The 26221-nt window shown below is 67.8% G+C and carries 27 protein-coding genes; 10 read left to right on the top strand and 17 right to left on the bottom strand.

All coding sequences use genetic code 11. The annotated features are described in order from the left end of the window. Positions 1-149: 149 nt before the first annotated feature. The 7 genes from ACWDU4_RS09520 to ACWDU4_RS09550 all read right to left on the bottom strand — a co-directional run bounded on the left by ACWDU4_RS09520 (position 150) and on the right by ACWDU4_RS09550 (position 5133). The gene (locus tag ACWDU4_RS09520) at positions 150-980 is read right to left on the bottom strand and encodes an ABC transporter permease subunit (RefSeq protein WP_450113635.1); all 831 of its coding nucleotides are present in this window, start codon (positions 978-980) and stop codon (positions 150-152) included. Further along, the gene (locus ACWDU4_RS09525) at positions 980-1888 is read right to left on the bottom strand and encodes an ABC transporter ATP-binding protein (protein WP_450113636.1); all 909 of its coding nucleotides are present in this window, start codon (positions 1886-1888) and stop codon (positions 980-982) included. Before ACWDU4_RS09525 ends, ACWDU4_RS09520 begins: the two co-directional genes overlap by 1 nt. Before the next feature lie 115 nt (positions 1889-2003). Continuing rightward, complete coding sequence (locus tag ACWDU4_RS09530) at positions 2004-2603, bottom strand: Rv1733c family protein (RefSeq protein WP_450113637.1); 600 nt, start codon at positions 2601-2603, stop codon at positions 2004-2006. A 51-nt stretch (positions 2604-2654) separates the two neighbouring features. Next, positions 2655-2942 carry a DUF1876 domain-containing protein gene (locus ACWDU4_RS09535; protein WP_450113701.1) on the bottom strand — a complete coding sequence of 96 codons (288 nt, stop codon included), beginning with the start codon at positions 2940-2942 and terminating at the stop codon, positions 2655-2657. A 239-nt stretch (positions 2943-3181) separates the two neighbouring features. Further along, a complete protein-coding gene (locus tag ACWDU4_RS09540) occupies positions 3182-3670 on the bottom strand; it encodes a flavodoxin domain-containing protein (RefSeq protein ID WP_450113638.1) in 489 nt (162 codons plus the stop codon). Between the two features lie 64 nt (positions 3671-3734). Next, complete coding sequence (locus tag ACWDU4_RS09545) at positions 3735-4199, bottom strand: DUF1918 domain-containing protein (RefSeq protein WP_450113639.1); 465 nt, start codon at positions 4197-4199, stop codon at positions 3735-3737. A 49-nt stretch (positions 4200-4248) separates the two neighbouring features. Further along, positions 4249-5133 (bottom strand): universal stress protein, encoded by an 885-nt coding sequence (locus ACWDU4_RS09550; protein WP_450113640.1) that lies wholly within the window; start codon positions 5131-5133, stop codon positions 4249-4251. A 203-nt stretch (positions 5134-5336) separates the two neighbouring features. Between ACWDU4_RS09550 and ACWDU4_RS09555 the strand changes: the two genes are divergently transcribed. Further along, positions 5337-5684 (top strand): carboxymuconolactone decarboxylase family protein, encoded by a 348-nt coding sequence (locus tag ACWDU4_RS09555; protein ID WP_450113641.1) that lies wholly within the window; start codon positions 5337-5339, stop codon positions 5682-5684. A 48-nt stretch (positions 5685-5732) separates the two neighbouring features. Here ACWDU4_RS09555 and ACWDU4_RS09560 read toward each other — a convergent pair whose 3' ends face one another. Continuing rightward, positions 5733-7070: a phosphoribosyltransferase family protein gene (locus ACWDU4_RS09560; protein ID WP_450113702.1), complete on the bottom strand. Its 1338-nt coding sequence runs from the start codon at positions 7068-7070 to the stop codon at positions 5733-5735. Positions 7071-7636: 566 nt separating this feature from the next. On the opposite strand from ACWDU4_RS09560, the gene ACWDU4_RS09565 reads away from it, so the two are divergent. Both ACWDU4_RS09565 and ACWDU4_RS09570 read left to right on the top strand, forming a co-directional pair. Then, complete coding sequence (locus ACWDU4_RS09565) at positions 7637-8071, top strand: SRPBCC family protein (protein WP_450113642.1); 435 nt, start codon at positions 7637-7639, stop codon at positions 8069-8071. Between the two features lie 175 nt (positions 8072-8246). After that, positions 8247-8681, top strand: a complete 435-nt coding sequence (locus ACWDU4_RS09570; RefSeq protein WP_450113643.1) for a CBS domain-containing protein — start codon at positions 8247-8249, stop codon at positions 8679-8681. Between the two features lie 26 nt (positions 8682-8707). On the opposite strand, the gene ACWDU4_RS09575 is transcribed toward ACWDU4_RS09570, so the two are convergent. After that, positions 8708-9652: an alpha/beta fold hydrolase gene (locus tag ACWDU4_RS09575; RefSeq protein WP_450113644.1), complete on the bottom strand. Its 945-nt coding sequence runs from the start codon at positions 9650-9652 to the stop codon at positions 8708-8710. Between the two features lie 441 nt (positions 9653-10093). Between ACWDU4_RS09575 and ACWDU4_RS09580 the strand changes: the two genes are divergently transcribed. Continuing rightward, on the top strand, positions 10094-11299 hold the full coding sequence (locus ACWDU4_RS09580) for an Ig-like domain-containing protein (protein WP_450113645.1): 1206 nt from the start codon (positions 10094-10096) through the stop codon (positions 11297-11299). A gap of 38 nt (positions 11300-11337) precedes the next feature. Here the strand turns inward: ACWDU4_RS09580 and ACWDU4_RS09585 are convergent, their stop codons facing one another. The 8 genes from ACWDU4_RS09585 to ACWDU4_RS09620 all read right to left on the bottom strand — a co-directional run bounded on the left by ACWDU4_RS09585 (position 11338) and on the right by ACWDU4_RS09620 (position 17406). Then, on the bottom strand, positions 11338-12489 hold the full coding sequence (locus ACWDU4_RS09585; RefSeq protein ID WP_450113703.1) for a serine hydrolase domain-containing protein: 1152 nt from the start codon (positions 12487-12489) through the stop codon (positions 11338-11340). A 68-nt stretch (positions 12490-12557) separates the two neighbouring features. Beyond that, a complete protein-coding gene (locus tag ACWDU4_RS09590) occupies positions 12558-13958 on the bottom strand; it encodes a WS/DGAT/MGAT family O-acyltransferase (RefSeq protein ID WP_450113646.1) in 1401 nt (466 codons plus the stop codon). A gap of 144 nt (positions 13959-14102) precedes the next feature. Further along, positions 14103-14678 carry a zeta toxin family protein gene (locus ACWDU4_RS09595; protein WP_450113647.1) on the bottom strand — a complete coding sequence of 192 codons (576 nt, stop codon included), beginning with the start codon at positions 14676-14678 and terminating at the stop codon, positions 14103-14105. Next, a complete protein-coding gene (locus tag ACWDU4_RS09600; RefSeq protein ID WP_450113648.1) occupies positions 14675-15052 on the bottom strand; it encodes a TA system antitoxin ParD family protein in 378 nt (125 codons plus the stop codon). The genes ACWDU4_RS09595 and ACWDU4_RS09600 overlap by 4 nt, the downstream gene beginning before the upstream one ends. 113 nt (positions 15053-15165) lie before the next feature. Beyond that, positions 15166-15873 carry a SigB/SigF/SigG family RNA polymerase sigma factor gene (locus ACWDU4_RS09605; RefSeq protein WP_450113704.1) on the bottom strand — a complete coding sequence of 236 codons (708 nt, stop codon included), beginning with the start codon at positions 15871-15873 and terminating at the stop codon, positions 15166-15168. A gap of 74 nt (positions 15874-15947) precedes the next feature. After that, complete coding sequence (locus ACWDU4_RS09610) at positions 15948-16361, bottom strand: ATP-binding protein (RefSeq protein ID WP_450113649.1); 414 nt, start codon at positions 16359-16361, stop codon at positions 15948-15950. Between the two features lie 80 nt (positions 16362-16441). Beyond that, positions 16442-16597, bottom strand: a complete 156-nt coding sequence (locus ACWDU4_RS09615) for a DUF6131 family protein (protein WP_450113650.1) — start codon at positions 16595-16597, stop codon at positions 16442-16444. Between the two features lie 440 nt (positions 16598-17037). Beyond that, the gene (locus ACWDU4_RS09620) at positions 17038-17406 is read right to left on the bottom strand and encodes an STAS domain-containing protein (protein WP_450113651.1); all 369 of its coding nucleotides are present in this window, start codon (positions 17404-17406) and stop codon (positions 17038-17040) included. Between the two features lie 406 nt (positions 17407-17812). Between ACWDU4_RS09620 and ACWDU4_RS09625 the strand changes: the two genes are divergently transcribed. From ACWDU4_RS09625 to ACWDU4_RS09650, 6 genes are all read left to right on the top strand, one after another. Further along, positions 17813-19222 (top strand): bifunctional phosphatase PAP2/diacylglycerol kinase family protein, encoded by a 1410-nt coding sequence (locus ACWDU4_RS09625; RefSeq protein WP_450113705.1) that lies wholly within the window; start codon positions 17813-17815, stop codon positions 19220-19222. A gap of 84 nt (positions 19223-19306) precedes the next feature. Then, the gene (locus ACWDU4_RS09630; RefSeq protein WP_450113652.1) at positions 19307-19879 is read left to right on the top strand and encodes a TIGR03086 family metal-binding protein; all 573 of its coding nucleotides are present in this window, start codon (positions 19307-19309) and stop codon (positions 19877-19879) included. A 61-nt stretch (positions 19880-19940) separates the two neighbouring features. Then, positions 19941-21650 carry a cation:proton antiporter gene (locus tag ACWDU4_RS09635; protein ID WP_450113653.1) on the top strand — a complete coding sequence of 570 codons (1710 nt, stop codon included), beginning with the start codon at positions 19941-19943 and terminating at the stop codon, positions 21648-21650. Between the two features lie 202 nt (positions 21651-21852). Next, positions 21853-23217, top strand: coding sequence for a cryptochrome/photolyase family protein (locus ACWDU4_RS09640; protein ID WP_450113654.1), 1365 nt, complete (start codon positions 21853-21855; stop codon positions 23215-23217). Between the two features lie 58 nt (positions 23218-23275). Next, positions 23276-24640, top strand: coding sequence for a TIGR01777 family oxidoreductase (locus tag ACWDU4_RS09645; protein ID WP_450113655.1), 1365 nt, complete (start codon positions 23276-23278; stop codon positions 24638-24640). Further along, entirely contained in the window at positions 24637-26166 is a 1530-nt protein-coding gene (locus ACWDU4_RS09650) for an SDR family oxidoreductase (RefSeq protein WP_450113656.1), read from the top strand. Before ACWDU4_RS09645 ends, ACWDU4_RS09650 begins: the two co-directional genes overlap by 4 nt. Positions 26167-26221: the final 55 nt, after the last annotated feature.

Here is a 26221-nt window from a genome sequence, read left to right on the forward strand (position 1 = left end):
GGCGAGAAATGAGTACGAGAAAGCCGGCAATGAGCACGATGGCGACTACCAATTTTCCCCGGTGGATCACCTGCAGCGGTGTGCAGGTGATCCACGCAGCCCCACATTCGAGGCTTCCGAAGCCGGATACGAAGGCCTTTCGTCGTCGATTACCCCGCGACGTCGCGGCGGCGGAATCCCGGTAATGCGACAGCGAGGAGGACCGCCACCGTACCCAGTGAGACCAGGACGGCTGGCACGGATAGTCCGTTGCGGAGGGGATCGTGTCCGGCGTACTGAAAGAACGGCGAGAACCTCTGCCACGGCTCGAGCCAGGACACGACAGGACCGAGGCCATTGACGACGTACGCGAGGACGGCCGCGACGGCAGGCACGGCACGACTGACCATGGTGTGCCCGGTCAGCGCGCCGAGCATGGTCGCGAGTGTGCCGTACACGAGGGCGAGCAGCGACAGGTGCACCATCGTCGCGGCGACGTTGCCGGCGGGCAGGTCCATGTCGACCAGACGTCCCTCCGCAATCAGAGCGACTCCGGTGACGATCCCGAGCAGCGCGACTCCCACCGCCATCGCGGCGAACTTCTCCACGACGATTCGGCTACGGCCGATCGGGCTGGACAACAGCAGGCCCAGGGTGCGACGCTCCTCCTCCCCCGCGACCGCTGCGGCGCCGGTGGCGATCGCGTACAGCAGCAGCAACAGCGGGCCCATGAACGAGAGTAGTTCCACCTGCACGTAGCCGACTGCGGTGGACATGTCCGCACCGGACATCACGAACAGCGCCCGCATCGCCTCCGGCATCTGCTCGACGAAGTCACTGATCGACGGTTGGTCCCGCACACTCGGCCAGATCGCGACATACATGGCGACCAGCAACACCAGCCCCACCGCCCAGGCGGGCAGCGACCGCCGCTGATCCCACAGAGATTTGGTGAAGACGGTGCGGGTGGCCACTGCCCGGCTGAAATCGATGTCCGGCATCACGGATCCTCCGAGCCGTACAGCGCGAGGAAGGTCTCGTCGAGGCTCGCCTCAGCGCATTCGAAATCGATGAGGGGGTACCGCGCTACGTGTTTGACGAGACCATCCAGCGCAGACTGCGGTGCGCTACAACGGAGGACGGTTCCATCGATCACGACATCGCGCACGTCCTCGATGCGCCGGAAGTCCTCGACGTCCACCGGATCTGCAAACTCGGCGACAACATGGTGCAGCGACTTCGCCTGCAGGTCCTCGAGTGTCTCGACGGCCACCAGATGGCCGTCACGCAGGACACCGACACGGTCCGCGACCCGCTGCACCTCGCTCAGGACGTGGGAGGAAAGCAACACAGTCCCTCCCGCGGTGGTGTGCTCACGCAGAATCGCGTAGAACTCCAGTTGTACGAGCGGATCCAGGCCGCCCGTCGGCTCGTCGAGGATCAGCAGCTCGGGGCGCGTCATCAGCGCGAGCACCAGTGCGAGCTTCTGCCGGTTGCCCTTGGAGAGTGCACGTACCGTCTTGCCGAGTTCCAGATCGAGGCGGGAGGCCATGGCATCTGCGTACTGCGTGTCACGGTCCCTGCGAAGGTTCTGCACGTAATCGATGTGTTGGCGCCCGGTCATTCTCGGATACAGGGCGAGCTCGCCGGGAACATAGCCGACGCGTCGACGGACGGATGCCGACGACGCGAACGCATCGATTCCGAACAACTCCGCGGTCCCAGAGGTGGGGCGCAACATCCCCATCAGCAGACGCAGCGTGGTGGACTTCCCGGCACCATTGGGGCCGAGGTACCCGAAGACTTCGCCGCGCTCGATACAGAGGTCGACGGCGGAAAGGGCCGTGAGCCGACCGTAGGTCTTTGTCAGCTTCTGGGTCCGCACTATCACATCCGACGCGGAGGCCATTCCTCGACTATGTCAGCTTCCCCGCAGGGCAGGCCAGAGGCTTTCGGCCTCTCCCGTGATCGGCACCCGGACACCTCGTCGGGAGCTTCGAAACGGGCCTTGTCGTCGTGACGTCTCATCTCACGGACCATCCCGGTGACGATCCGAAGCCTCTCCACTCGCTGTCCCACTGCGCCAGTCGCAGTTTCGTGTGCAAACTGTGCAGCCCCAGATTCAGACCGGTGCACACCACAGCTGCCGTCACCCACAGCGCAATCGAGTCGTCGATCGCGGTAGCAGCATTCTCCGCTCCAGTCCGCGGTGAATCGACTGGCGTTCCGCTCCCGTCCACCCAGATGGATATGGTCTGCGCGGCTTTCGCACCAGGCCCGACCGTGATGGTGTCGGAGTGATCGATACCCCGCACCTGCCATCGCGCGCGGGCGTGCCCTTGGCCGGCGGCGGTTCCCGCCATAGTGCTCACTGCCTCGCTGTTGGCATCCTCGAGCAGCACCGCCTGCACTTCACTGTGGGTAGAGCGCTCGGTCCGAGCCTGATCGGTCAAGCGGGTGTAGGTCGCGGTACCGATTGCGGCGAAGATCGGGACCAGGAACAGCAGGATGGCCGCAGAGGCGAGAACGGCCCACGCCTCGAGCCGATCGCTACCGCGCATCAGCCGATTGCTGTTCCACGGACGCAATCGCCACAATCGCGCCGGTATGGTGTTGACCTCCATCATCCAGTTCTTTCACATCATCCGATTCGAGCGCCCGAAACTCCCGAGCGGTTATGCATCGAGGTGAACCCGTTCGTGAGTGACTGCCTCGAGATCTGTGGCCGCCGTATCGATCAGCCGGTGGGCCAGGTCGGCGAGTGCGCGTGCGACGGCCAACTCGTCGCCGATCTCTGGGATGTCGGCGTCCCGTGGGTTGCGACGTGCCACTCCGATGCCGACCAACGACGTGGCGTCCTTCGTTCGAAGCCGGGCCTCCGCTCGGGTCCGGGTTTCACCCGTCGTGGAATCGTGTTCGTCGATGATGATGTCCACCGACCACTTCTTCTCGTGCAGATTCATGATGGCGGTGTCACCTCCCTGCCATGTCAAGGAAAATGCCGAGTCCAGCATGGAGGCATGGCCGTCAGGTGAATAGAGTCGAAGGACCATCTTTGGTGACCTGCTCCTCTGACCGACGGCTGGCAACGACGATCGAGGTCGGCCGACCGTTGCTCCGGACGCTCGTGGCGGCACATCCGCGGCGTGGACAATGTCGTTGATGCCTTACCCTGCGAGACAGGGCCCGCTGCCGAGGACAGTCAGCGGAGTTCCCCGGCGATCCTGCTCGCCCACGTTGCCACGTCGGCGAGGTCCCGATTGTCACCGTAGTGTGCCCCCAGCAGCCGGATGATCAGCCGTGTACGTCGCTCGGGCGGGCGTTCGAACACCCCAGCAAAGGCGTGATAGTCGTTGACGCCCAAAGTGTCGCGGATTCTGGCGATCGGTTTCGGCACCATCCGCCCCAGTCGTGCGCCCACGGGGCCACGAAGTGCGGGGCCCATGCCCACGCTGAACAACCATGTCGGCCGCGTCGACAACGCAGTATGACGGCGATCGAGATACGCGCGGAACGCGGGAAGGACGTCTCGGTCGTGGATTGCGCTTCCGAGCACGACCCCGCCGAACGAACTCGGATCGGGGTCCTCGTCCACCGAGGCGGTGTGCACGGATACGTCGGCGGCCGTGAGCGTGGCGGCTATGTGGTTGGCGATCGTGGCTGTCGAACCGTGTGCGCTGGCGTAGACCACGAGAACGTGGGGGTTTTCGCTCATCGCCGCGAGCCCCGTGCCGAGAGACCGCGACGGCTGCGGGTCATGCGCGCCGGGGCGGCCGACTCCCCCTTACGATGGCCCGTTGGACCTCGGCAATCCTGTTCCGTTTCCGGGCGTCTTCCCGTTCCATGTCGGCTGCCGGAACGACGTGCGCGTCCGGGCCGGGGAAGACCAACGCCTCGTGGCCGTCGCGCAGCCATTTGACCAGGTATGGCGGTGTACCGTCCTCCCGTCGCACCCCGAGGATCTGTCCGACCTCGTCTGCGGCACCGACGGTCGTTCCCTTGACGACGAGCCAGTCTCCCGGTACGGCGTACACACCGCTCCCCCTGTCGTCTCCAGCGACACCCTGTCTTCGGAGCCGCGGTTTGTGCTCCACGCGCCGACCAGGTGGGTGCCAGCGGACTGGGTCGGCCGGGCGACAGCATGCCCACAACTTCCTCCCCCACGTCACTCCCCCGACCCCGCGTTGGAGTAGGGCCGAGAGTCCTCGGACAGACGACACACGTCACCGTGAATCGAGAGATCGTCCTGGCGTCCGGTGGGAACGCTCGTCAGTGCGCGTGGACGATCAGTAGGGGACGGGCGATGGCGTGCAGTAGCGCCCGGCTCGTGGAGCCGAGCAGAAGGCTCGCGAACCCGCCCCGACCCCGACATCCGACGACCACCAGTTGCGCATGGTCCGACAGCTCGGTCAGCTCTCGAGCGGGCTGGTCCTTGACGACAACCCGAGTGACACGAACGCCCGGGAAGTCCTCGCCGAGACCCGCGAGGCTCTCCGAGAGCTGAGCTTCTTCTCGCTCCTGGATCGACAGCCAGTCAAGTCCACGGTCGGCAGTGAAGAGGCTCCCGATGTTGGTGTCGGACCACGCGTGGACCGCGACGAGTTCGGCCCCGCGGAGCGACGCCTCGGTGAACGCCTCCACAAGCGCCGGTTCACTGTTACGGGTCCCGTCCACGCCAACCAGCACCGAACCGCCTTCAGGACCTTCGGGGTCCGCAAGCTCTCGGATCACCGCAACCGGACAGCCAGCGTGAGCAGCGACCGTCGCACTGACCGACCCCAGAAGGCCGCCCGACACCTCCCCGAGTCCCCGCGATCCGACCACCAACATCCGCGCGGCGTGCGCCCGCTCCAGCAGAAGACCGCCCGGGTGACCCCACACCAGCTCTGAATCAACCGCCAGTGGGTGGGGCAACGCCTCCGCACGTGCCACCTCGAGTGCCCGCGCCAATCGGCGCCGTCCGACAACCTCGTGGTCGTCGAAATACGCCGGTGGCAGGCCGACCGGAACGCCGTAGGTCCCTGCGACATACATCGTCGAGACCAGATGCAGGGGTGCGGAGCGGCGAACCGCATCGCGGGCGGCCCAGCGAACCGCGTCGTTGGAGGACTCGGATCCGTCGACGCCTACCACGATCGGGGCATTGGCATCCAATGTGGACTCCTCGGTTCGGGCAAGCGCGTCTGCCGCGAGTTGGGTGTCACGTCATCTTCGCAACGCGGGAAGACACCGCCCAGGGGCGAAGGTCCCTCATCCGGTGGTCATCAGTCGACAGGGTGCAAGGCGATGCACGTGTAGGACCGAGGCTGACGGGGAACGTTCTCGACAGGTCCGTCGTCGAGTATTCGGAGGACGTCATGGGTTACGGAAAAGATGTCCAACAGGAGCTACGCGCCCCAGCCCGCGCGTTGCGTCAAGCGATTCCGCAGGTCTACGAGAGTTTCGGGCAGCTCTACGCTGCGTCCTTGGCACCTGGAGCGCTCGATGCCAAGACCAAGGAACTGATCTGCCTGGCGATCGCGGTGACAACGCAATGCGACGGATGCATCGCCACACATGCGCGGGGAGCCGCTACGCAGGGCAGCACCCCAGAGGAAGCAGCAGAGGCCATCGGTGTTGCGATCATGATGGCCGGTGGACCGGGAACCGTGTACGGTCCCCGCGCATTCGCTGCATTTCACGAGTTCCTGGCGGAGCAGCCGTGATCATCGGAATCGACACCGAAGGCGCGTTCGTCTGGACCGAGGCAGCGATCACGCACTGCCACCACCGGTACCGGGCAATGCGGCCAGGTGGGCGGTGAACCAGTCACAGGCCAGTGCAGCGACTTCTTCGAGTGTTCCAGGCTCTTCGAAGAGGTGCGTAGCCCCTTCGACGATTGTGAGTTCGCGTTCACACCGAAGTCGGTTGAGTGCTTGACGGTTGAGCGCGACGACGGCGTCGTCCCGTCCGCCGACGATGAGCAGCGTCGGGCAGGTGACCCCGTCAAGCCTGACGGCAGCGAGGTCGGGGCGTCCTCCGCGGGAGACGACTGCGAACGGCCCGGCGGCAGGATTGGCGGCAGCCCACAGTGCAGCGCCGGCGCCGGTACTCGCGCCGAAATAGCCGATCTGTGCGGTGGCGGTCTCGGGTCGACGACGCAGCCATTCGGTGACGTCGAAGAGCCGGCGCGCGAGCAGCGTGATGTCGAAGACGCAGCGTCGGTCGGTTTCCTCCTCCGGCGTGAGCAGGTCGATCAAGAGGGTGCCGATCCCGGCCTCGTTCAATGTGCGCGCGACAAACCGGTTCCGCGGGCTGTATCTGCTGCTGCCGCTGCCGTGCACGAACACCACGATCCCGGTCGAATCGGCCGGCAATGCCAGGTGCCCGGAGAGCCAGGCGTCGTCGGTTTGTATGACGACGTCTTCATCCAGGTCCTGCGGGGCATCTCCCGGCGAGGTCACCGGCGTCGGGATCCGATCGGGGGTGGTGCGTTGGAGCAATTGCGCAACCTCAGCGTCCGATACCTGCGGAAAGTGTTGGTACCACTGACCGACGGCATCGAAGGGCGTCGGTGACGCCAGGCACACCACATCGTCGGCAAACTGGAAGAAGTCTGTGACCGCGACGGGGGGTGCTGCCGGTACGGCGACCACGATCCGGGCGGCGCCACGCGCCTTCACCACCTGACACGCAGCCTTGGCGGTCGATCCCGTTGCCGCGCCGTCGTCGACCACAATGACCGTCTTCCCAGCGAGTGAAATTGCGGGGCGCTCAGGCCGGAAACGGTGCACACGCCGTTTCAACTCGGCACATTCGACACTCACGGCGGCGGCGAGTTCCGCGGGGGTGATTGCGGCCTTGTCGATCACGGACTGGTCGAGCACCTGCACGTCGCCTTCTCCGATCGCGCCCATGGCCAGCTCGGGCTGAAACGGCACGCCGAGCTTGCGGACGACGATGACGTCCAGCGGGGCGCCGAGCGCCCGCGCGACCTCCCACGCGACCGGCACACCACCTCGCGGCAGACCCACGACGACGACATCTGGACCGTTCAGGTGTCGCAGTGCCCTTGCGAGTCGAATACCCGCATCGGCTCTGTCTACGAACATCACCCTCGCCTCCTTGCGCACCGCGGTACGGCTGTAAGGGTCGCTGATCCGTCTCACCGACCATCGTCGCCTCGACCTCGATGCGATGCCAGGGCCAGAGTGCCCTTGTGTGGCCCCCGGAGCCCGAGTTCGGCGCCGCCGTCGACGCGGGCCCCCCGACAAGCTGCTGCCTGCGAATGGACCTGTCAAGAGACTTTGTGCCCTGTCATCTCTCGCGGCCGGAGGGAAGGCTCACCGGCAAATCGAGGCGAGAACCCGGACAGGACGTCAGCTCCGGGACACGCCACGCATCAGCCCACCAGATTGACGCGATGACAGTGGCGGCTCCACGCGACGCGTTCGGCCGGATCCGCGGCGTTCGATGATTGCTGGCGAACGTGCCGCCGAGCGGAAGTGCGTAGCCGCTGTCTCGGGTCTTCGCGCATGCCTGCGATGCCGGTGACACCCGTACGGTCAGTCCACGGTCTCGAGGGTACTTGCGCGGCACCCATCCGATTCGTCTGTCGCTGCGAACCGTTCATACGAGAGATCTGGTCATTTCGGTCCCAGCAACGGGAGGAGCCCCGATGATCGACATGCAGCGCGAGCTGACGACCGAAGCGTCAGCCGGCGCGGTGTTCGCGTACCTCGCGGACTTCACCACCACCGAGCGATGGGATCCTGGCACGATCCGCACCGTGCGGATCTCAGGCGACGGCGGCGTCGGAACCCGGTTTGCGAACACGTCCCGGTTCGCGGGCCGGACCAGCGACCTGATTTACGAGGTCGTCGCCCTGACACCCGGCAGGTCGATCGAGTTGCGCGGCGCGAACGTCTCGCTGATCGCACTCGACACGATCACCGTCACCGCGCATCCGAGCGGTCGCTGCTTGGTCACCTATCGGGTCCGATTCGCGTTCCAGGGATGGCTTCGATGGGCGGAACCGTTGCTCAGGCGGGCCGTGGCACACCTGCTCGACAGGGGCGCGCAGGGGCTTCGTCGGGAGCTGGCGCAGATCTGACCGTCGTCGGCGGCGTCGAGCCGACGGGCCGAATTTGGTGACCATCGGCCCTGTCGATGCCACCGGAGCGTCCGAGATCATGACGGTGCCGACCCGCGCCTACTTGCGCCAGCGGCCGCGCGTCCGGGCCACGAAAGCCACCGACGCGGCGAACACCGAAATCTGGAGGAAACTCGTGACCATCGCACGAGAAATCATGCACAACGGAGCCACCTGCATCGGTGAACACGACACCCTCACCACCGCAGCAAGGCACATGCGAGACCTCGATGTTGGCGCGCTTCCGATCTGCGGCGACGACGGCCGACTATATGGCATCATCACCGACCGCGACATCGTCGTTCGATGTATTGCCAACGGCCAAGACCCGTCGGCAACCACCGCGATCGAACTCGCTCAGGGGCACATCCACTACATCGATGCGGCAGCGCCGGCCGAAGAGGTCCTCTCGATGATGGAGGAGCACCGGATCCGTCGGCTTCCCGTCCTCGACGACCACCAACTGGTCGGGATGATCAGCGAGGCCGATCTGGCCCGGCACCTTCCGGAACGTACGGTCGGTGAATTCGTCGAGGCGATCTGTGCGGCCGGGGAGCTGTCCGGGAAGTGATCGACCCGGGCCGCCCAGGGAATGGGTCACGCGGGCCCGCACTGGTGCCCCCCGGTCGCCCGTCCATCTGCGTCCATGTCACCGATGCTCGGCGCGCCCTCGGGAGCCTCGAAGACCACGTTCGTGATGATCTCGCCGAACGAGCGGGGATCATCCATCAGCCAGGCATGCCCGCCGGGTACGGTGATGGTCCGAGGCTCCCCCAACGCAGCACGCAACGACATGGTGGTGGCCATCGGGATGACGTTGTCTCGGAGACTCCAGACAACGAAAATGGGCAGTCGTCGGTTCGCCAGCGCGTTGAGTTCCCTGGTGAGGTTTGCAGTCCTCGCGATGCGCGCGACTTCCCACACTCCGACAGGATTTCGCAGCACATTGGGTACTGCGTCCCGAAGTATCACGGGCAACACCCGAGTGACCTGACGTCTCGGAAGTAGATCAGCGGGAAGGTGCAGGCCCCAGTCCCAAACGGGCCTGTCCCGGATGGCCTGTACGAGTCCCCGGCCGTCCACCCACGCCGAGCCACCGATCGAATTCACGAGGACGAGTCGCTCGGCCAGATCCGGCGCCCGGTACGCGGCGGCGACGGCCACGCCACCTCCGAAAGAGTGGCCAACCAGGGTGACCGGACGTTCCAGCCGGATCGCATTGGCGAAATGCCCGACCCATCGCCCGTACTCCGTCAACGTGCGGGTTCGTTTCGACATTGCGGCGGTGCCACCGAAACCGGGAAGCGCCGGTGCAACCACCTGTATTCCCGCGGAAACCAGCTGCGCGAGAGGTTGACGATAGGCCTGTCCACCCAGCCCCCATCCGTGCAGGAACAACACCACCGGCCCGCTTCCACCAACGGCATATCGGACCGGTCGGCCGCTGACGGTGGTCCGGCGCCACCGCACGCGCGGCGCCACGCTGTCACCACGATCCGTGTTCACATATTCGAGCAAACGCTGATCGAACCCATCGCGCACAGAGCCTCGGGCCACAATCCCGCGTGGCGTCGAGGCCGACATTCGGGCCGAAGGCCCCTACCACGTGTGACCGCGGGCCCTACTGATGCCGGCGACTGCACGGTTCACTGAGTCCGATCACACGCTCGGGCCCACCGGGAGAACAGATGTACCGCAGACCAGTTCGCAACGATCAGCCAGTCAACGAGTCAGGTCCTGAGCCGGACGTCGTGTGGCCGGACCCGAGCCCGCTCAGCGGCTGGTGGCAGAGCGTGATGTTCCCCGAACCCATGGCCAGACCGTCGACCGTCCACCGAGCGCACCCGGCGTGACCGAACTCCTGTAGCCAGCCTGGTCCAGCCGAGAATCACAATCCGTTCGCCGCCGGCATTCGGAGAGCACTCGCCCTGTGCGACAACCCAACTGGTGACCTTCGGAGTGTCACCAGAGGAGGAGCGATTCATGTTGTCGACGCCGCGGCGCTGGAGGCCACCGGCCGCTGCGGCGATGATGGCTTCGTGCCTGACACTGGGGTCGTCCGTCGCAGTCGGGGCACCGACCGAGGTGTCGTTCATCGATGCCTGCCGGGCGTCTTCCGTCATCGACGTCGACGATCTCGGGGCGGATGCGGTCACCGTCGAGGCGCCGACCACCGTCGAACCGGGACAGCGGTTCACCTATCGAATTCAGACGGGTCCGAGGTCCTATCCCTCCTCGAAATCGGGGGCGACCACCGTCAGTGTCTCCCGACTGAAGAACGACTTCGAGATCCCGGCCAACGCGGTGTTCGTCGGCGCCACGGTGGTGGCCGGCACGGGCTTCAACCTCGACAACGTGGCACCCAACGTGCTTCGCGTCGACGACAACGGTGTCGTCGACGACGTCTCGGGTGGCGTTCTGCGACTGTCCGGGAACAACGAGGTGATCGGCAACAGCCCAACGTCGGGCACCGACACCGAGGGCGGCATCCGGGTTCCGAAGAACTCGAAGAACCTCGACGGCTCGACCAACCCCAACGGGGACACCTGGTTCCAGATGCCCGCAATAGAGGTCACGATGACCGCAGGCCAGTCCGGCGTGATCGCACCGAAACTCAGGACTGCGGGTGCGGCCGGCGAATTCGACAACGACGCGAATTTCAACACTTCACTCGCCAAGGCATCGATGTTCGGAACCCGGTGGGCCGCGACCCGGTGTTCGCCGCGAGACACGCCCACCGGGCCGCTGAACGCCGGGGCGGGTCCCCTGGCAACTGTCGCCATCTCGAGTCCGACCGATGTGAGAACGTCGACGGTGATCTCCGTACCGGAGTCGGTGCCCGCCGGGACGTCGATCACCCTGTCTGCCACTGTTTCTCCGGCGCCCGGTGGCGGCACTGTTCAGTTCCGCTCGGACGGTGTCGATCTGGGCGACCCGGTCGGTGTGATCGACGGCCGGGCATCGGCGTCTCACACCTTCACCGATGCCGGGGACCACAGGATCGGGGCGGAGTACTCGGGCGCCCCGGGGACCATCGCGTCGACGTCCGAGGTGCGCACCCTGACGGTGACGGCTGCAGGCGAGCCGAGCACGAACCGGGTACCGGAGACCGCAGTGTTCATCGCCCTCGGCGCCGCCGCCGTCGTGACGCTTCTCGTGGTCGCCCGGTCCCGGTCACGCGGAATGTGAGTGCAGGCCGCGCCTCGCCCGGACCGTGGCGGACGAGGTCACAGTCGGCGTGCGATGGACTGCGCGTGCGCGCCCAGCCGCATCATCCGTAGGTCGGTCAACGGGGTGAGCGCGTTCCCCATCCGATTCGTCACGAAGGCCAGTGCCAGACCGGACTTGGGGTCAGCGAATGCGCCGGACCCACCGAGTCCGTAGTGACCGAAGGCTTGTCCATACTGCGTCCGGCTGGCGACAAGGCCGGCGTGATAGCCGAGCCGCCAGTTCATCCTGATGCCGAGGACATAGTCACGGTCAGTGGTCTGCACCTCGCTCAATTGCGCGACGGTCTCCGGTCGCAGGAACTGGATGCCCTCGACGCTGCCGCCGTTGGCGAGCGCCGCGTACATCTTGGCGAGCGCGCGAGCGTTGAAGACACCGTTCCATCCCGGCATGGCGAAGTCGTGGATCGCTGGGTTGCGCACGAGTTCGTCGAATCCCTTCGGCATTCCGGCATCGGCGACGCCCCTGAGCCCCGGGATCCTGGAAAGCGCGAACGAGGTCGTCTCCCACGACAGCCGGAACGGATTGATCCGCGGGAAGGTCTTGGCGATCCGGTATCGCTCCTCCGGCGGAACGACGAACCAGAACTCGGGGACGCCGAGCGGCTCGGCAATCTCCGTGCGCACCAGCTCGGCGAACGGCTTCCCAGTCGCTCGCGCGGCCAGCTCCGCGACCAGCGTGCCGTAGGTGACCGCGTGATACCCGGGCAGCCTCGGACTGCGGGGGTCCGGCGCGCTGGCGGCCAGTGCGGTGGTGACGGCGGTGTGGTCCAGCAACCCCAGCGGACCGGGAACCAGGCCCCGCACCCGGTGCAGCCCGGCGCGATGGCTCATCAGGTCCCGGACAGTGATCGCTTCCTTACCTGCGGCGGCGAACTCGGGCCAGTACAGGGCGACGGGGGCGTCGTAGTCGATGATCCCCCGCTCGGCCAAACGATGCAGCACCGTGCTGGCGACACCCTTTCCGGTCGAGAAAGACAAGGCGACGGTGTCCACCTGCCACCGGTCGACCGGTGTCGCCCACCCCGCCCACACGTCGAGCACCGGCTCACCGTGCAGGTAGACGGCGAGTGCACCACCGCCGTCCTGTGTCTTCTGGAACAGGTCGAAGAACTGGGCTGCCAGTGTCCGGAATCCGGGGTCGACGCGCATCGCGTCTGTCACGAGCGGCGGCGCTGGCACCGGGGTGGGGCGGTCGGGGTGAACGGCCGGGTTGTTCATCATCCATCCACTGCTGTCGCGGTTTCGAGGTCGCACAATGCTTCCTCGAGCACTTCAGTCAAACGCTCGATGTGCGGAACTGATTCCGGTGCCCCGATACAACCGAACTGGAGCTCGTCCGCGTAGTGACAGACGGTGATGTTCAGGTCGATACCGTCGAAGACGACGGAGACCGGGTACAGCTGCCGCAACGGCGCGCCGTTCCAGTACAACCGCTGCCGTGGACCGGGAACGTTCGAGATCACCAGATTGAATGTGGGCCTCAGGTGAGGGTCGATCGGCAATATCGTGGTCAGGTTCGAGACGAGGTCCGGAACTGCCGTCATCAGGGACGGGTACAGGCCCTGCTCGTGAATCCGATTCTTGGCGGCGGTCATCGACCGCACGATCAGGTCCAGTCGATCGAGTGGGTCTGCCAAGTCCGTTCCCAGATTGCACAGCGCCACCCCTACCGAGTTTCCACCCGAATCGGCGTCCATGCGCCTGCGCTGCGCCACCGGCACCAAGGCGATCAGCGGCGCATGCGGCAGCTCGCCCCGCTCGAGCAGACAGATGCGCAGCGCGCCCGCGCACATCGCGAGGATCACATCACCGCAGGAAGCGCCGGTCGCATCCTGAACGGCCCTGATCCTCGCCTTCGGCCACGAACGGGCAGAGAAAGCCCGCGCTGAGGTGATCTTTGCGTTCAGGACACTCCGAGGGGCCTGCATCGGCAACACCGTGGCCTCGGACCTCAGACCTGCTACGACCTTGCCCGCCTCTCCGAACAGGGCCTTGCCGAGGATTTCCACCGCGGCGACCATCCCCTCGGCGAGGTCGCGGGCCCGGCGGCCGGAGCCGATCAGCCCCCACCCGTCCCGGACAGGACTCTTCACGGGCTCTTCGCCATCGAGCATGAGCGGAACCGGCTTGCCGCGTTCGAGCGGATCGGTGCTCAGCGAACGCTCGATCAGACGTATCCCGGACATTCCGTCGAGGAGCGCGTGATGGATCTTCACGTAGAGGGCGAATCGCCCGCCGGACAGACCCTCGATCAGATGGGCGTTCCACAGCGGTCTGGAGCGGTCGAGCTGGCTCTCGTGGAGACGTGCGACCAACTGGTACAGCTCCGCGTCTCCTGCCGGAGGAGTCAGCACCGACCACAGCAGGTGCCTGCCCATGTCGATGCAGTCGACCGTCTCCCACGTGGGCAGGCCTGCCGTGGACAATCGTGCGACTGGCCTGCGCATGAGCGCCGGGTGCACGGTGGTGTAGGTCAGGGCTTGCCGGTAGGCCGCTTCGACGAAGGTCTCGTCCTGATCCTCGGCCGCATCGAACACCATCAGGGCAGCGACGTGCAGGGTGCGCGAACCGATCTCTCCCACGAGCAACGCCAGGTCAACGGGTGACATCAATTCCATCAGGCACCTCCGCGGTGCGCACGCATCGCTCCTCAGCTTTACACCCTCGGACTTCTTCCGTCCAGAACTACGGCAACGCACTCATCCGGCCGGCGATCGCAGCCCACCGCCTCCAGCCGGACCGCCCGTACCCGAAGCGGCGGCTCACACCACCAACTCGGTCAGCTCCGGCGGAGTCCACACGGGCCAGCTGATCTCGCCGACCGCTTCCCCGTCGACGAACCTGGCGACGATCCGCGTGACGTCGGCCGCGGTGTTGTCGTACACGCTCGCATGGTCGACTCTGCCGATCGCCTCCACCACCAGCGACCACAACCGCCCGAACCGATCCCGGATCTTCTCCTCCGGCACCCGATGCCCACCCTCGACGACGCGCTCGGCGACACGAGCGACCGACAGCTCGACCGGCACCAGCACCACGTGCAGCACGACGACGTAGCCTGCCCTGCGCGCACGGTCGATCAGCTCCAGCTTCGACGGGTGCGAGAACACCGTCTCGGCGATGAACGACTCCCCCTGCTCGATCAGGGCGTCTCGGATGGTCGCCGCGATCCGTGCCGCCTCGTAGGAGTGCTCCTCGGCGCTGTCGGGCCAGCGGTCCTGCGCGATCACATCGGCGTTGACGAAGACACTGCCCGGAAGAAGCGGCGCGAGACGCTGCTCGACAAAGGTGGACTTGCCGGCACCGTTCGGCCCGACGACGAGGTCGAGCCGCCTCACAGAATGATCTGGGTGCCGTCAGGCAGGTGCTTGACGACGCGGCCCTGCTCATCGAGCACGATCGTGGCGCGGCCCTGCGCGGCGCGATCGGCGACGTGATCGCCGGTGGCCAGTGACTCCTCGAGCGCGGCTGCGATCTCGGCGTTGAAGACCACGCCTTCCTCGTCGGACAGCTCGCGCAGCGGCAGCCGACCGGCGAGCGCGGCCTCGACGCGACGGCGCGCCACCTGGCGCTGGTTCGACACCTCGCGGCCCACCCGGGCCCAGTGCTCGAGCTGCTGGCGCGCCGAGCGGTTCTCCCGCTCCCCCTCGGCCGCCGCCGCATCGACGAGTTCCGACGAGAACCTGGTCACCTTGTCCGCGACATTCGTCATGACTGCTCCTTCGGGCGACGCCTCACAACCGAATCCAGTGTAGCAATCTGCTACAAACTCGCCCTGGAGGCGGCTCCGTCACGCATCGCGACCGAAGGATCGACCACCGTCGTTCACCGACCCTCGAGTTCGCTGCGCAGCTGCGCGAGGGTTCGTGACAGCAACCGGGACACGTGCATCTGCGAGATCCCGACCCGTGTGGCGATTTCCGTCTGCGTCATTCCTCCGAAGAACCGCAGGATCAGGACCGTCCGCTCGCGCTCGGGCAGCCGTTCCAGCGCCGGTCCCAGCGCCACGAAGTTCTCCACCTTTTCCAGCGCGGCGTCATCGGCGCCGATGGTGTCGACGAGTGGAGCGTTGTCCTCTTGGTCGCCGATCGGGGCGTCGATCGACATCGTGTGATACGCCCCTCCGGCGAGCAGTCCGTCGGCCACCTCGGATACGTCGAGTCCGAGTTCGTCTGCGATCTCGCGGGCCGACGGCGCCCGTCCCAGCCGTTGCGCGAGCACGCCGACCGCCCTGGTGATCTCGAGGTGGAGATCCTTCATCCGGCGGGGCACCCGTATCGCCCATCCGACGTCGCGGAAGTGATGGCGCACCTCCCCCATGATCGTGGGGACGGCGAAGGAAACGAAGTCGGTACCGCGGGTGACGTCGAACCGGTCCACCGCGTTGACCAGCCCCAGTCGTGCCACCTGGAGCAGGTCGTCGTACGCCTCGCCGCGGCCGCGGAACCGGCGGGCGATGTGCTCGGCCAAAGGCAGTGCGCGCGTGACGATTTCTTCCCGAACGGCATCGGTGTCGGTGTCCGGCCGGCACATCTGTACGAACAGATCCGTCAGATTGTCGTAGGGGTCGGACGTGTCTGTTCCGTGCCCCTGCCCGACGACCGCCACTAGGCGTCGCCGCCCATCCTCTTCGTGAACACGATCGATGTGCGGTAGCCGCGGTCATCGGATCCCAGCGGCAGGTGGCTCACCGAGATATCGTCGGTCAGTTCCTGCAGCACATGCCATCCGAACCCGCGCTCATCCGGGATCGTGCGGGACGATGTGTCCGCGCACGCCTCGACCTCGATCGCGCCCCCTGCGACGACGAACTTGCAGATCAGTGCGGCGCCGGTGAGTGCGTCCTTGATCAGCTGAGAACAGACCTCGTCGACGGCCAGTTTGATGTCGGACACATCGTCGAGATTGAAATCGGCCAGCACCGCGATGGTCTCGGCGACTGCCCGCAAGACGGGCAGTTGACCGAAGTCGGCAGCCACCGTCACCTCGACCGGCGAGGTGACGATCGCGCCGTCCCCCATCGTGACTCCTTCCAGTCCAATCGCCCACTGTCCCACTGCTACCTCCATGTGGTGGGGAGATCAAGTGCGCAAGCTGGGATTCAGTAGTAGTGAGCGCGGCCGCCCACCGCGTGCCCGGCCGCCCCGAGAATCCACAGGATTGCGCCGATGACGATCAGCACGATTCCGATGGTCCACAGGATCGAGATTCCGAACACGAACCCGAGAATCGCGAGAATGACTCCGAGAATGATCACGACCTGACCTCCTTGCCATAAGGGCCGAACTTGCCCGGTTCGCGATCGATTTCCCCGAACCGGCGGATCACAAACCTCGTGCGGCCGAGATCCGCCCGATCACGGAAGTGGCAGTTTTCACCACGGCAACCGTGGGCACCCGGTGGCCATGACCACGATTGCGTCGCCGGCCACGACTAGGACGATCCCCTCGGATCCGATCCCCCAGCCACCCGTGCCCACGCCACCGCCACCCACTCCGCCACCGATCCCGGATCCGGAACCACAACCCCACCCTCCCGGACCTCAGCCGCCGTCGCCTGAACCGGTCCCCGGGCCGGGCCCGGATCCGATCCCACCGGCACCGCCGCCTGCCCCGGGACCTCCGGTGCAGAGTGTGCCCCGGTGAGAACGTCTCTGCGGGACAAGGCTTTCGATGAGTAGTTCGATCGCGGACGCGGCTAACCCGCGAGTCTCGCGGGTCCCACGCACACGCTTTCCACGGCTTCCCGGACCGATCCGAATCGGAGGAAGCGGTCCCGCAGCCCCGCTACGGTGAGCGGCCGGATCACACCACGACCTCCCGGCACGAGAAGCATCTCGACAGCGCTGCGCTCGGCACGGATCTTCTCCACCGCCAGCGCTTGCACCCCGGAGAGACCCAGAAACTCGACGTTGGTCAGATCCACGATCACCGAATGCGACGCTTCTGCAACCCCGGCTTCGATTCGGTCCGTGAAGGTTGGCCACCGCGGGTTCGTCGACGTCGCCGGCGACACTGACAACCGTGATTCTCGGCGAGCGCCGCTCCCGGACACCCAGGCAGACATCGAGTGGGTCGTAGCGACGCGTCTGTATGTGCACGGCTGACCTCCGTGATCGGTTGCGCGTGACTGCGAGCCCCTGAAACGCAGCGAACTGTCGGTTCCATGTCACTCCGGTAACCCGCCCGTCGCGGCGCTCGGCCGGCGGAACGATCAGGGGCAACCCCCTTCTCTTCCTATCACGAACGCTGCAGGGGTGCTCGTCACAGAATCAGACCGGCGATCACGATCACGATCACGAAGATGACGGACCCACACCAGCCGGTCGGGCACCGTGTCGGTGCGCGCGTCCACCGCTCGAGACGTGCGACGCTGGGGAGAGTGTTCTTGCGAGAGGAGACCGCACGTGAGCCCAGGACGATCGAGATTGCGGCATCCTCGCCGGCTGCTGCGCGAGGTCGACGCCGAGTTGATGGCCCGTAGTGCCGGACTGAACCCCTCCCCGGCGGACCGGGGCCTGCGGCATCTGAGCCGCGCAGCCAACCACAGCAAGCTCTGGTGGGGTGTATCCGTGGTGCTGGTGGCCGCGGGTGGTCGACCACGCCGGGCCGCGGTACGTGGGCTCCTGGCGGTGGCGGGCGCCAGCGCATTGACCAACGGACTGCTCAAGCCGATCCTCCCTCGGCATCGGCCCGACCTGACGAACCTGTCAGTTCTGCGACGGGCCCGGTCGCTCCCCCGCTCGTCGTCGTTCCCCTCCGGCCATTCGGCGGCCGCGGCCGCGTTCGCCACCGGTGTGGCGCTCGAGTCCCCCGCGGCAGGCGTGGCGGTGGCCCCGCTGGCCGCGGCCGTGGCGTATTCGCGGGTGCATGTCGGCGTGCACTGGCCGTCCGATGTCGTCGCCGGAGCCGCGGTGGGGGCGGCGGTCGCGCTCGCGACCAGACGATGGTGGGCGGTGCGCACCGACGAGCCCGCCGAGCTCGGACCTGCCCTCGACGGGCCGCCACTTCATCAGGGACTGGGACTGCTTGTCCTGGTCAATCCAGGTTCCGGCGGCAACGACGACGATGTCCTCGGCCGGATCCGGGACGAGCTGCCGAAGGCGTCGATCGTCGAGATGGATCCAGACCGCGACGTCGGCGAACTGCTCGACGACCGGATCGGATCCGAATCCCCGACCGCACTCGGTGTCTGCGGCGGCGACGGTACGGTGATCGCCGCCGTCGATGCGGCCCTGCGCCATGACCTGCCGCTGACGGTGTTCCCCGGGGGCACCCTCAACCACTTCGCCCGGGACGCCGGCGTCGCCGACGTGCAGACCAGCGTCACCGCCCTGGAGAAGGGGCGGACTGCGCTCGTGGACGTCGCCGAAGTCGCCGTCGGCGGCGCCGACCCGCGGCCGTTCGTCAACACCGCCAGCCTCGGCGGGTACCCCGACTCGGTGCGGCTACGAGAGAAATGGGAACCGCGCCTCGGCAAGTGGCCTGCGGCTGCCGCCGCGATGATCAGGGTGCTGCGCACCGCCGAACCGATCACCCTGACGATCGACGGCGAACAGTTCGACGTCTGGATGCTGTTCGTCGGGAACGGCCGCTACTCACCCGGCGACCAGGTTCCGATGTCGCGTCCGGATCTGCAGGGCGGCATCCTCGATGTGCGGTACCTACGCGCCGACGTCCCCCTGTCCCGCCTTCGCCTCGCCGCCGCGGCGGCGACCGGAACCCTGGGCGGCTCCCCCACCTACGTACGCCGCACCGTCGACGCCGTCGACGTCGAGGTGCGTGGTGCCGCCGTCGCGCTGGCCACCGACGGCGAGGTCGTCGGCGAGGGCACCACTTTCCGATTCGTAAGCAAGCCGAAGGCACTGACCCTGCACCGCTGATGCGGTCGAGTGCCTCCGGTGCGATGAGGTCCAGGCCGAATCCGAGTCGATACAGGTGAATCCCATCGATCCAGGAGGACAACCATGCTCGACCTTCGACCCGCCACGCACGCGGTCGCCGGTATCGTCCGAGGTGTCCGTGACGACCAGCTCAGCGCCCCGACGCCGTGCCGCGAGTACACCGTCGCGGATCTGCTCGACCACATCGACGGTCTGGCCCTCGCGTTCACGCTCGCTGCCCGGAAGCAGCCACTCGAGGTCGGTCCGTCCGGGCGCGGAGACCGGCTCCCCGACGACTGGCGCGACCACATCGCGACCCGGCTGGACGAGCTCGCGCAGGCGTGGCGGGACGAGGCCGCATGGTCCGGAAACACCCGCGCCGGCGGGGTCGACCTCACCGGAGGCGAAGCCGGTCGCGTCGCGATGAACGAGGTCGTGGTTCACGGCTGGGACGTGGCCCGCGCGACCGGACAGTCCTACCTCGTCGACGACGCCTCGGTGAACGGGGCGCGGGACTTCGTCGCGCAGTTCAGCGGTCCCGGCACCGAGGAGGCGCGCAGCGGGCTGTTCGGCCCGGAGGTCGCCGCCCCCGCGGATGCCACGCCGCTCGAGCGACTGATCGCACTCACCGGCCGTGACCCGCGCTGGACCGGATAGATCACGCCTGGCGCGGGTGTCGGGGCGAGGCGGGTAGCCGGAGGACGACCACAATGACCCTGTGGATCTCACCCTCATAGCCATCATCGGCGTAGCCAGCATCGTTGCCGTATCGGCCTTCTCACAGCGTCTGGGTCTGGCCGCTCCCCTGAGCCTGGTCGTCGTCGGAATCGGACTGAGCTTCGTCCCCGCGGTGCCCGACGTGGACGTCGAGCCGGAGTGGATCCTCGCCGTGGTCCTGCCTCCCCTGCTGTACTCGGCAGCGGTGACGATGCCCGCGCAGGACTTCCGCCGGAACTTCAAGGCCATCAGCGGGCTGGCGGTGCTGTTGGTGCTGGTCACCACCGCCGGCGCCGGCGCGCTGTTCCACCTGCTGATTCCCGACCTCGGGTGGGCGACGGCGTTCGCGCTCGGCGCCGTTATCAGCCCGACCGACGCCGTCGCCGCGACGTCGGTCGGCCGCAAGCTCGGCCTGCCGTCCCGGCTGCTGACCGTCCTCGAGGGCGAGGGCCTGGTGAACGACGCGTCCGCCCTGGTGCTGCTGCGGTCGGCGATCGCCGCGATGGCGGGTGCGGTGTCGCTGTGGCACGTGGCCGGCGACTTCGTGTTCTCGGTGGTCTTCGCCTCGGTCGTCGGCGTCGTGGTCGGTGTCGTCAACGTCCGCGTGCGGAGCTGGATCAACGACACGGTGCTCAACACCGCGATCTCGTTCGTGGTGCCGTTCGTCGCTTTCGTGCCCGTCGAGGAGTTCGGTGCCTCGGGCGTGCTCGCAGTCGTCGTGACCGGACTTGTCACCGGGCACCTCAGACCCCGCTTCCTGCGTGCCCAGGACCGCATCACCGAGGAGATGAACTGGCGCACGATCGCCTTCCTCCTCGAATCGGCGATCTTCCTCATCATGGGCTTGAGCCTCGAACACCTCCTCGACGAGGTCCAGGACGCGGGACTGCCGTCCGGGCAGGGCCTGCTGTTCGGTCTCCTCGCCTCCGCCTTCGTCATCGCCGCGCGGATGATCTTCGTGGTTCCGCTGGTGGCCGTGCTCCGCCGGGACGAACGCCGAGCAGCGGCGAGGGCACCGCGCATCGAACGATGGCAAGAACGTCTGCGTGACCTCGACGACGTGGAGAGGCTGAGCCCTGGCCGCAAGGCACTCATCCGCCGCCGCGTGACCCGAACCAGCGCGGACATCGACTTCCTGCTCACCGAGACCCTCGGCTGGCGGGGCGGAGTCGTCCTCGCGTGGTCCGGGATGCGCGGGGCCATCACCCTGGCCGCCGCCCAAACGCTCCCCCACGACACCCCGTACCGCGCCGAGTTGATCCTGATCGCATTCGTCGTCGCGGTCACCACCCTGCTTCTGCAGGGGCTCACGCTGCCGTGGGTGATCCGCTGGGTGAACGTGCCCGCGGACGACACGGCCCGGCTGCGCGCCGAGTACGGCAAGCTGCTCGAGGAGCTCGCGGACGCGGCGGAGGCCGCCCTCGCCGACGCCCCGCAGGAGACCGACCCGGACGTGCTGGCCCGCGTCCGCCAGGACAGCCTGATCGGCAAGCGCGAGGCCCGGGGCGGGTCCTCCCCCGATCCCGAGCACGATCTGCGCCGCGAGGAGTACCTGCGCGTGCGTCTGGACACCATCTTCGCCGAGCGCGCCGCCCTCCTCCACGCCCGCTCCCGCGGTACGTACAGCTCCCAGACCCTCGAGGCGGCGCAACGCCGACTCGACCTCGAAGAGACGCGCCTCGAGGCGCTCGGCGAGCAACAGGCCCACTGACCGCGCGCCCCGAGGGCCCGCCCCCTCGGGGCGGGTTATTGGTCGGCGAGGTTTGCCGGGTTCGAGCCACCCCTACTGCCGATAAGCTGCGTTATGACATTATTTTGCGGGCCGCGTCGGGGATCTGGAACATATCAGCAGGTCAGACGTACAAATATCGGCGAGGAACGTCCTGCCGCACGGATGGCGGAGAATGACCGTCATGAGCAGGACTGCACTCGTCTGGTTCCGGCGTGATCTGCGACTGACCGACCTCCCCACCCTGCTGTCCGTCGCCGACGACGGCGACTCCGCCGTGGCCCTGTTCGTTCTCGACGACGCGCTGCTCCGCCCCTCGGGCGCGCCGAGGCGCAACTTCCTGATCGAATGCCTGCGCTCCCTCGACGAGGACCTCGGCGGCCGGTTGCTCGTCACCACCGGAAATCCGACTGCGGTGGTTCCCGCGCTGGCGCGGGAGTTCGACGCCGCGTCGGTGCACGTCACCGCCGACTACGGCCCGTACGGCACCCGGCGGGACGACGCGGTCGCGGCCGCACTGGGCGACGTCCCGCTCGTCGCGACGGGCTCCCCCTACGCGGTGGCGCCCGGCCGGATCCACAAATCGGACGGCACCGCGTACAAGGTGTTCACACCGTTTCGCCGGGCCTGGCTCGAGCACGGCTGGCGCGCTCCCGCCGCCACCGGACCCGACACCGTCGACTGGATCGACCCGGAAGGTGTCGCGGCGCGGGTACCCGTGCCGCCTCCGCACGACGGGGACGGCCCCCTCCTCCCCCGCGCCGGCGAGGACGCCGCCCTGCAGCGCTGGGCCGACTTCCGGGACGGCGACCTGGCCGCGTACTCGAGTGACAGGGACCGTCCGGATCGCGACTCCACGAGCCGCCTGTCGCCGTATCTGAAGTTCGGCTGCATCCACCCCCGCACCGTCCTGCACGACCTCTCGGGTCGCTCCGACGAGAGCGCGACGACGCTGCGCAGCGAACTCGCCTGGCGCGATTTCTACGCCGACGTCCTGTTTCACCGTCCCGACACCGCGCGCGGCAACTACAACCCGCGTTTCGATCACATCGCCTACGACACCGGCGTGGACGCCGATCGCGCGTTCATCGCATGGGCCCAGGGGCGCACCGGGTTCCCGATCGTCGACGCGGGCATGCGGCAACTGCTCGCCGAGGGGTGGATGCACAACCGGGTGCGGATGATCGTCGCGTCGTTCCTGACGAAGGATCTGCACCTGCCGTGGTGGCGGGGCGCGCGCCACTTCATGACGCACCTGGTGGACGGCGACCTGGCGTCGAATCAGCACGGCTGGCAGTGGACCGCGGGCTCCGGTACGGATGCCGCGCCGTATTTCAGGGTGTTCAACCCGACCGCGCAGGGCGAGAAGTTCGATCCGACGGGCGACTACGTGCGCCGCTGGGTGCCCGAACTGCGCGCAGTCGCGGGCAAGCGGGTGCACCGCCTTCCGGACGGTCCCCCGGACGGCTATCCGCACCCGATCGTCGATCACGCGCACGAGCGGCTCGTCGCGTTGGAGCGGTACGGGCGGATCAGCGGTCCGAGCTGACCCGTCCGAACGGCGGTCGGTACCGAATTCCCGGAACGCACGATCGGAAGGAATTCGCATGGGAATCGAGTACGCGAGCACCGTGACCGCGCCTCGCCGAGAGGTGTTCGACTGGTACGCCAGGCCCGGCGCGCTGCACCGTCTGCTCCCGCCCTGGCAGCCTGTCGGGGCGATCTCGGAGGCCGGTTCGCTCGCCGACGGCCGCGCCGAGTTGTCGTTGCCCGGTGGCCTGCGGTGGATCGCCCAGCACGACGCGTCGGCGTACGACCCACCGCGCCGGTTCGTCGACCGGATCGTGCGGGACGGCCCTGCCTCCCTGCCCGCCGGGATGCTGGTGCCGTGGCGACACGTCCACACCTTCGTGGAGGTCGACGCCCGGACCACGCGCGTGGTGGACGGCGTGGAGACACCGGTACCCGCGTCGATGCTCCGCCAGATGTTCGCGTACCGGCACCGGCAGCTCGCGGACGACCTGGCCGCGCATCAGGAGGCCCGAGACCGCGGGACCCGGCCGATGACCGTCGCCGTGACCGGCGCCTCCGGTCTGGTCGGGTCCGCGCTGACCGCCTTCCTGAGCACCGGTGGGCACCAGGTGCTGCGCCTGGTGCGTCGGGCGCCGCGGAGTCCCGACGAACGTCAGTGGTTCCCCGCCGCACCCTCGCCGGATCTCCTCGACGATGTCGACGCGGTCGTGCACCTGGCGGGTGCGTCGATCGCAGGCCGGTTCACCGAGGCACACAAGGCCGCGGTCCGGGACAGCCGGATCGAGCCGACCCGCCGGCTCGCCGAACTCGCCGGCACGGCCTCGGACGGACCGACCGCCTTCGTCTGCGCCTCCGCGATCGGCCTCTACGGGTACGACCGCGACGACGAACCGCTCCGCGAGGACGCCGGCAGGGGCTCCGGATTCCTCGCGGACGTCGTCGCCGACTGGGAGGCCGCGACGTCGCCCGCCTCCGACGCCGGGATTCGGGTGGTGCGGGTGCGCACCGGCATCGTGCAGTCTCCCCGCGGCGGGACGTTGCGGCTGCTGCGACCGCTGTTCGCCGCCGGCCTCGGCGGCCGCGTCGGTTCGGGGCGCCAGTGGCTGTCGTGGATCGACCTCGACGACCTCGTCGACATCTATCACCGCGCACTGACCGATCCGCGACTGTCGGGCGCGGTGAACGCGGTGGCACCGGAGCCGGTCCGCGCCGGGGAGTACGCACGGACCCTGGCCCGGGTGCTACACCGCCCCGCGCTGCTGCCGGTGCCCGGATTCGGGCCGCGGCTCCTGCTCGGCGCGCAGGGCGCGCGGGAGTTGGCGACCGCCAACCAGCGGGTGGTGCCACAGACCCTGCTCGATGCCGGCCACCGGTACCGCCGCCCCACGCTGGAGCCGTCGCTGCGTCACCAGCTCGGGCACATCGCGGAGCCGACGTGACCGCGCCGCTGCGCATCCTCGTCACCGGCGGGACCGGATACATCGGCGGCCGATTGGCTCCGCGCCTGGTCCGGTCGGGGCATCGGGTCAGGGTGCTCGCGCGGACGCCGGACAAGCTCCGCGACGTGCCGTGGGCCGACGACGTCGAGGTGGTGCGCGGCGACCTCGACGACCCCGAGTCGCTGGCGCGGGCATGCCGCGACGTGGACGTGCTGTACTACCTGGCGCATTCGATGGGTGGTCGGGGACGGTTCGAGGACACCGAGCAGCGGTGCGCCCGCAACGTGGTCGCCGCCGCCCGCGATGCGGGAGTGCGCCGGATCGTGTATCTCGGCGGGCTGCACCCGGACACGGGCACGCTGTCCCCGCACCTGCGATCCCGGACACGGGTCGGCCGGATCCTGCTGGACTCGTCGGTGCCCACCCTCGTCCTGCAGGCCGGCGTCGTGATCGGATCGGGGTCGGCGTCGTTCGAGATGATCCGCCACCTGAGCAATCGATTGCCGGTGATGACGACGCCGCGTTGGGTGAACAATCGCATTCAGCCGATCGCGGTCCGCGATGTTCTGCACTACCTGGTGGGCGCGGCGACGGCGCCGTTGCCGCACAGCCGAACCTACGACGTCGGCGGTCCCGACATCCTGCGGTACGGCGAGATGATGCAGGTGTACGCGCAGGTCGCCGGGTTGCGGCGACGGCGGATCCTGGTCCTGCCGGTGCTCACGCCACGGTTGGCCGGGCTGTGGGTGGGCCTGGTCACGCCGATTCCCCCGAAACTGGGTCGCGCGCTGATCGAGTCGGTCAGCACGGACGCGGTGATGCGCGACCACGAGATCGACTCGGTGATCGCGCCCCCACCGGACGGGTTGACCGGCTACCGGGAGGCGGTGCGCCTGGCACTGCGCCGGATCGAGCGTGGCGACGTCGAAACCACGTGGGCGAACGCCTCGCCCGTCGGTGCACCCGCCGATCCGTTGCCGTCCGACCCGGAGTGGGCCGGCGATAACGCATTCGTCGACGAGCGACACATCGACTGTCCCAGCGACCAGGCGTCCGTGTGGTCGGTCGTCGAGGCGATCGGCGGGGAGAACGGCTGGTACTCGTTCCCCCTGGCGTGGTCGGTGCGCGGCTGGCTGGACCGCGCGTTCGGTGGGGTGGGGCTGGTGCGGGGGCGCCGTCATCCGCGCACCCTGCACACCGGCGATGCGCTCGACTTCTGGCGGGTCGAACGCATCGAGCGTCCGGTGCTGCTGCGGTTGCGGGCGGAGATGCGCGCCCCCGGACGCGCGTGGCTCGAGTGGGACCTGACCACCCTCGGCCCGGATCGGACCCGGCTCCGGCAGCGTGCGGTGTTCCTGCCGAAAGGTGTGGCAGGACGGCTCTACTGGTATGCGCTCGTGCCGTTCCACCGAGTGATCTTCGCGGGGATGCTGGAGAACATCGCCGGCGCCGCCGGGCGGAGCGCGTCACCGCACGGCGGCTCCCCCCATCGGGAGCCGCGTCACCGGCCCGCGCACCGGTCCTGAGCCCGTTCCGGGCCCGCGCGCGGAATGGACCGACCGGTCCGGGAGGCCTTGCCAG

The sequence above is a fragment of the Rhodococcus sp. NPDC003348 genome, from assembly GCF_053589375.1.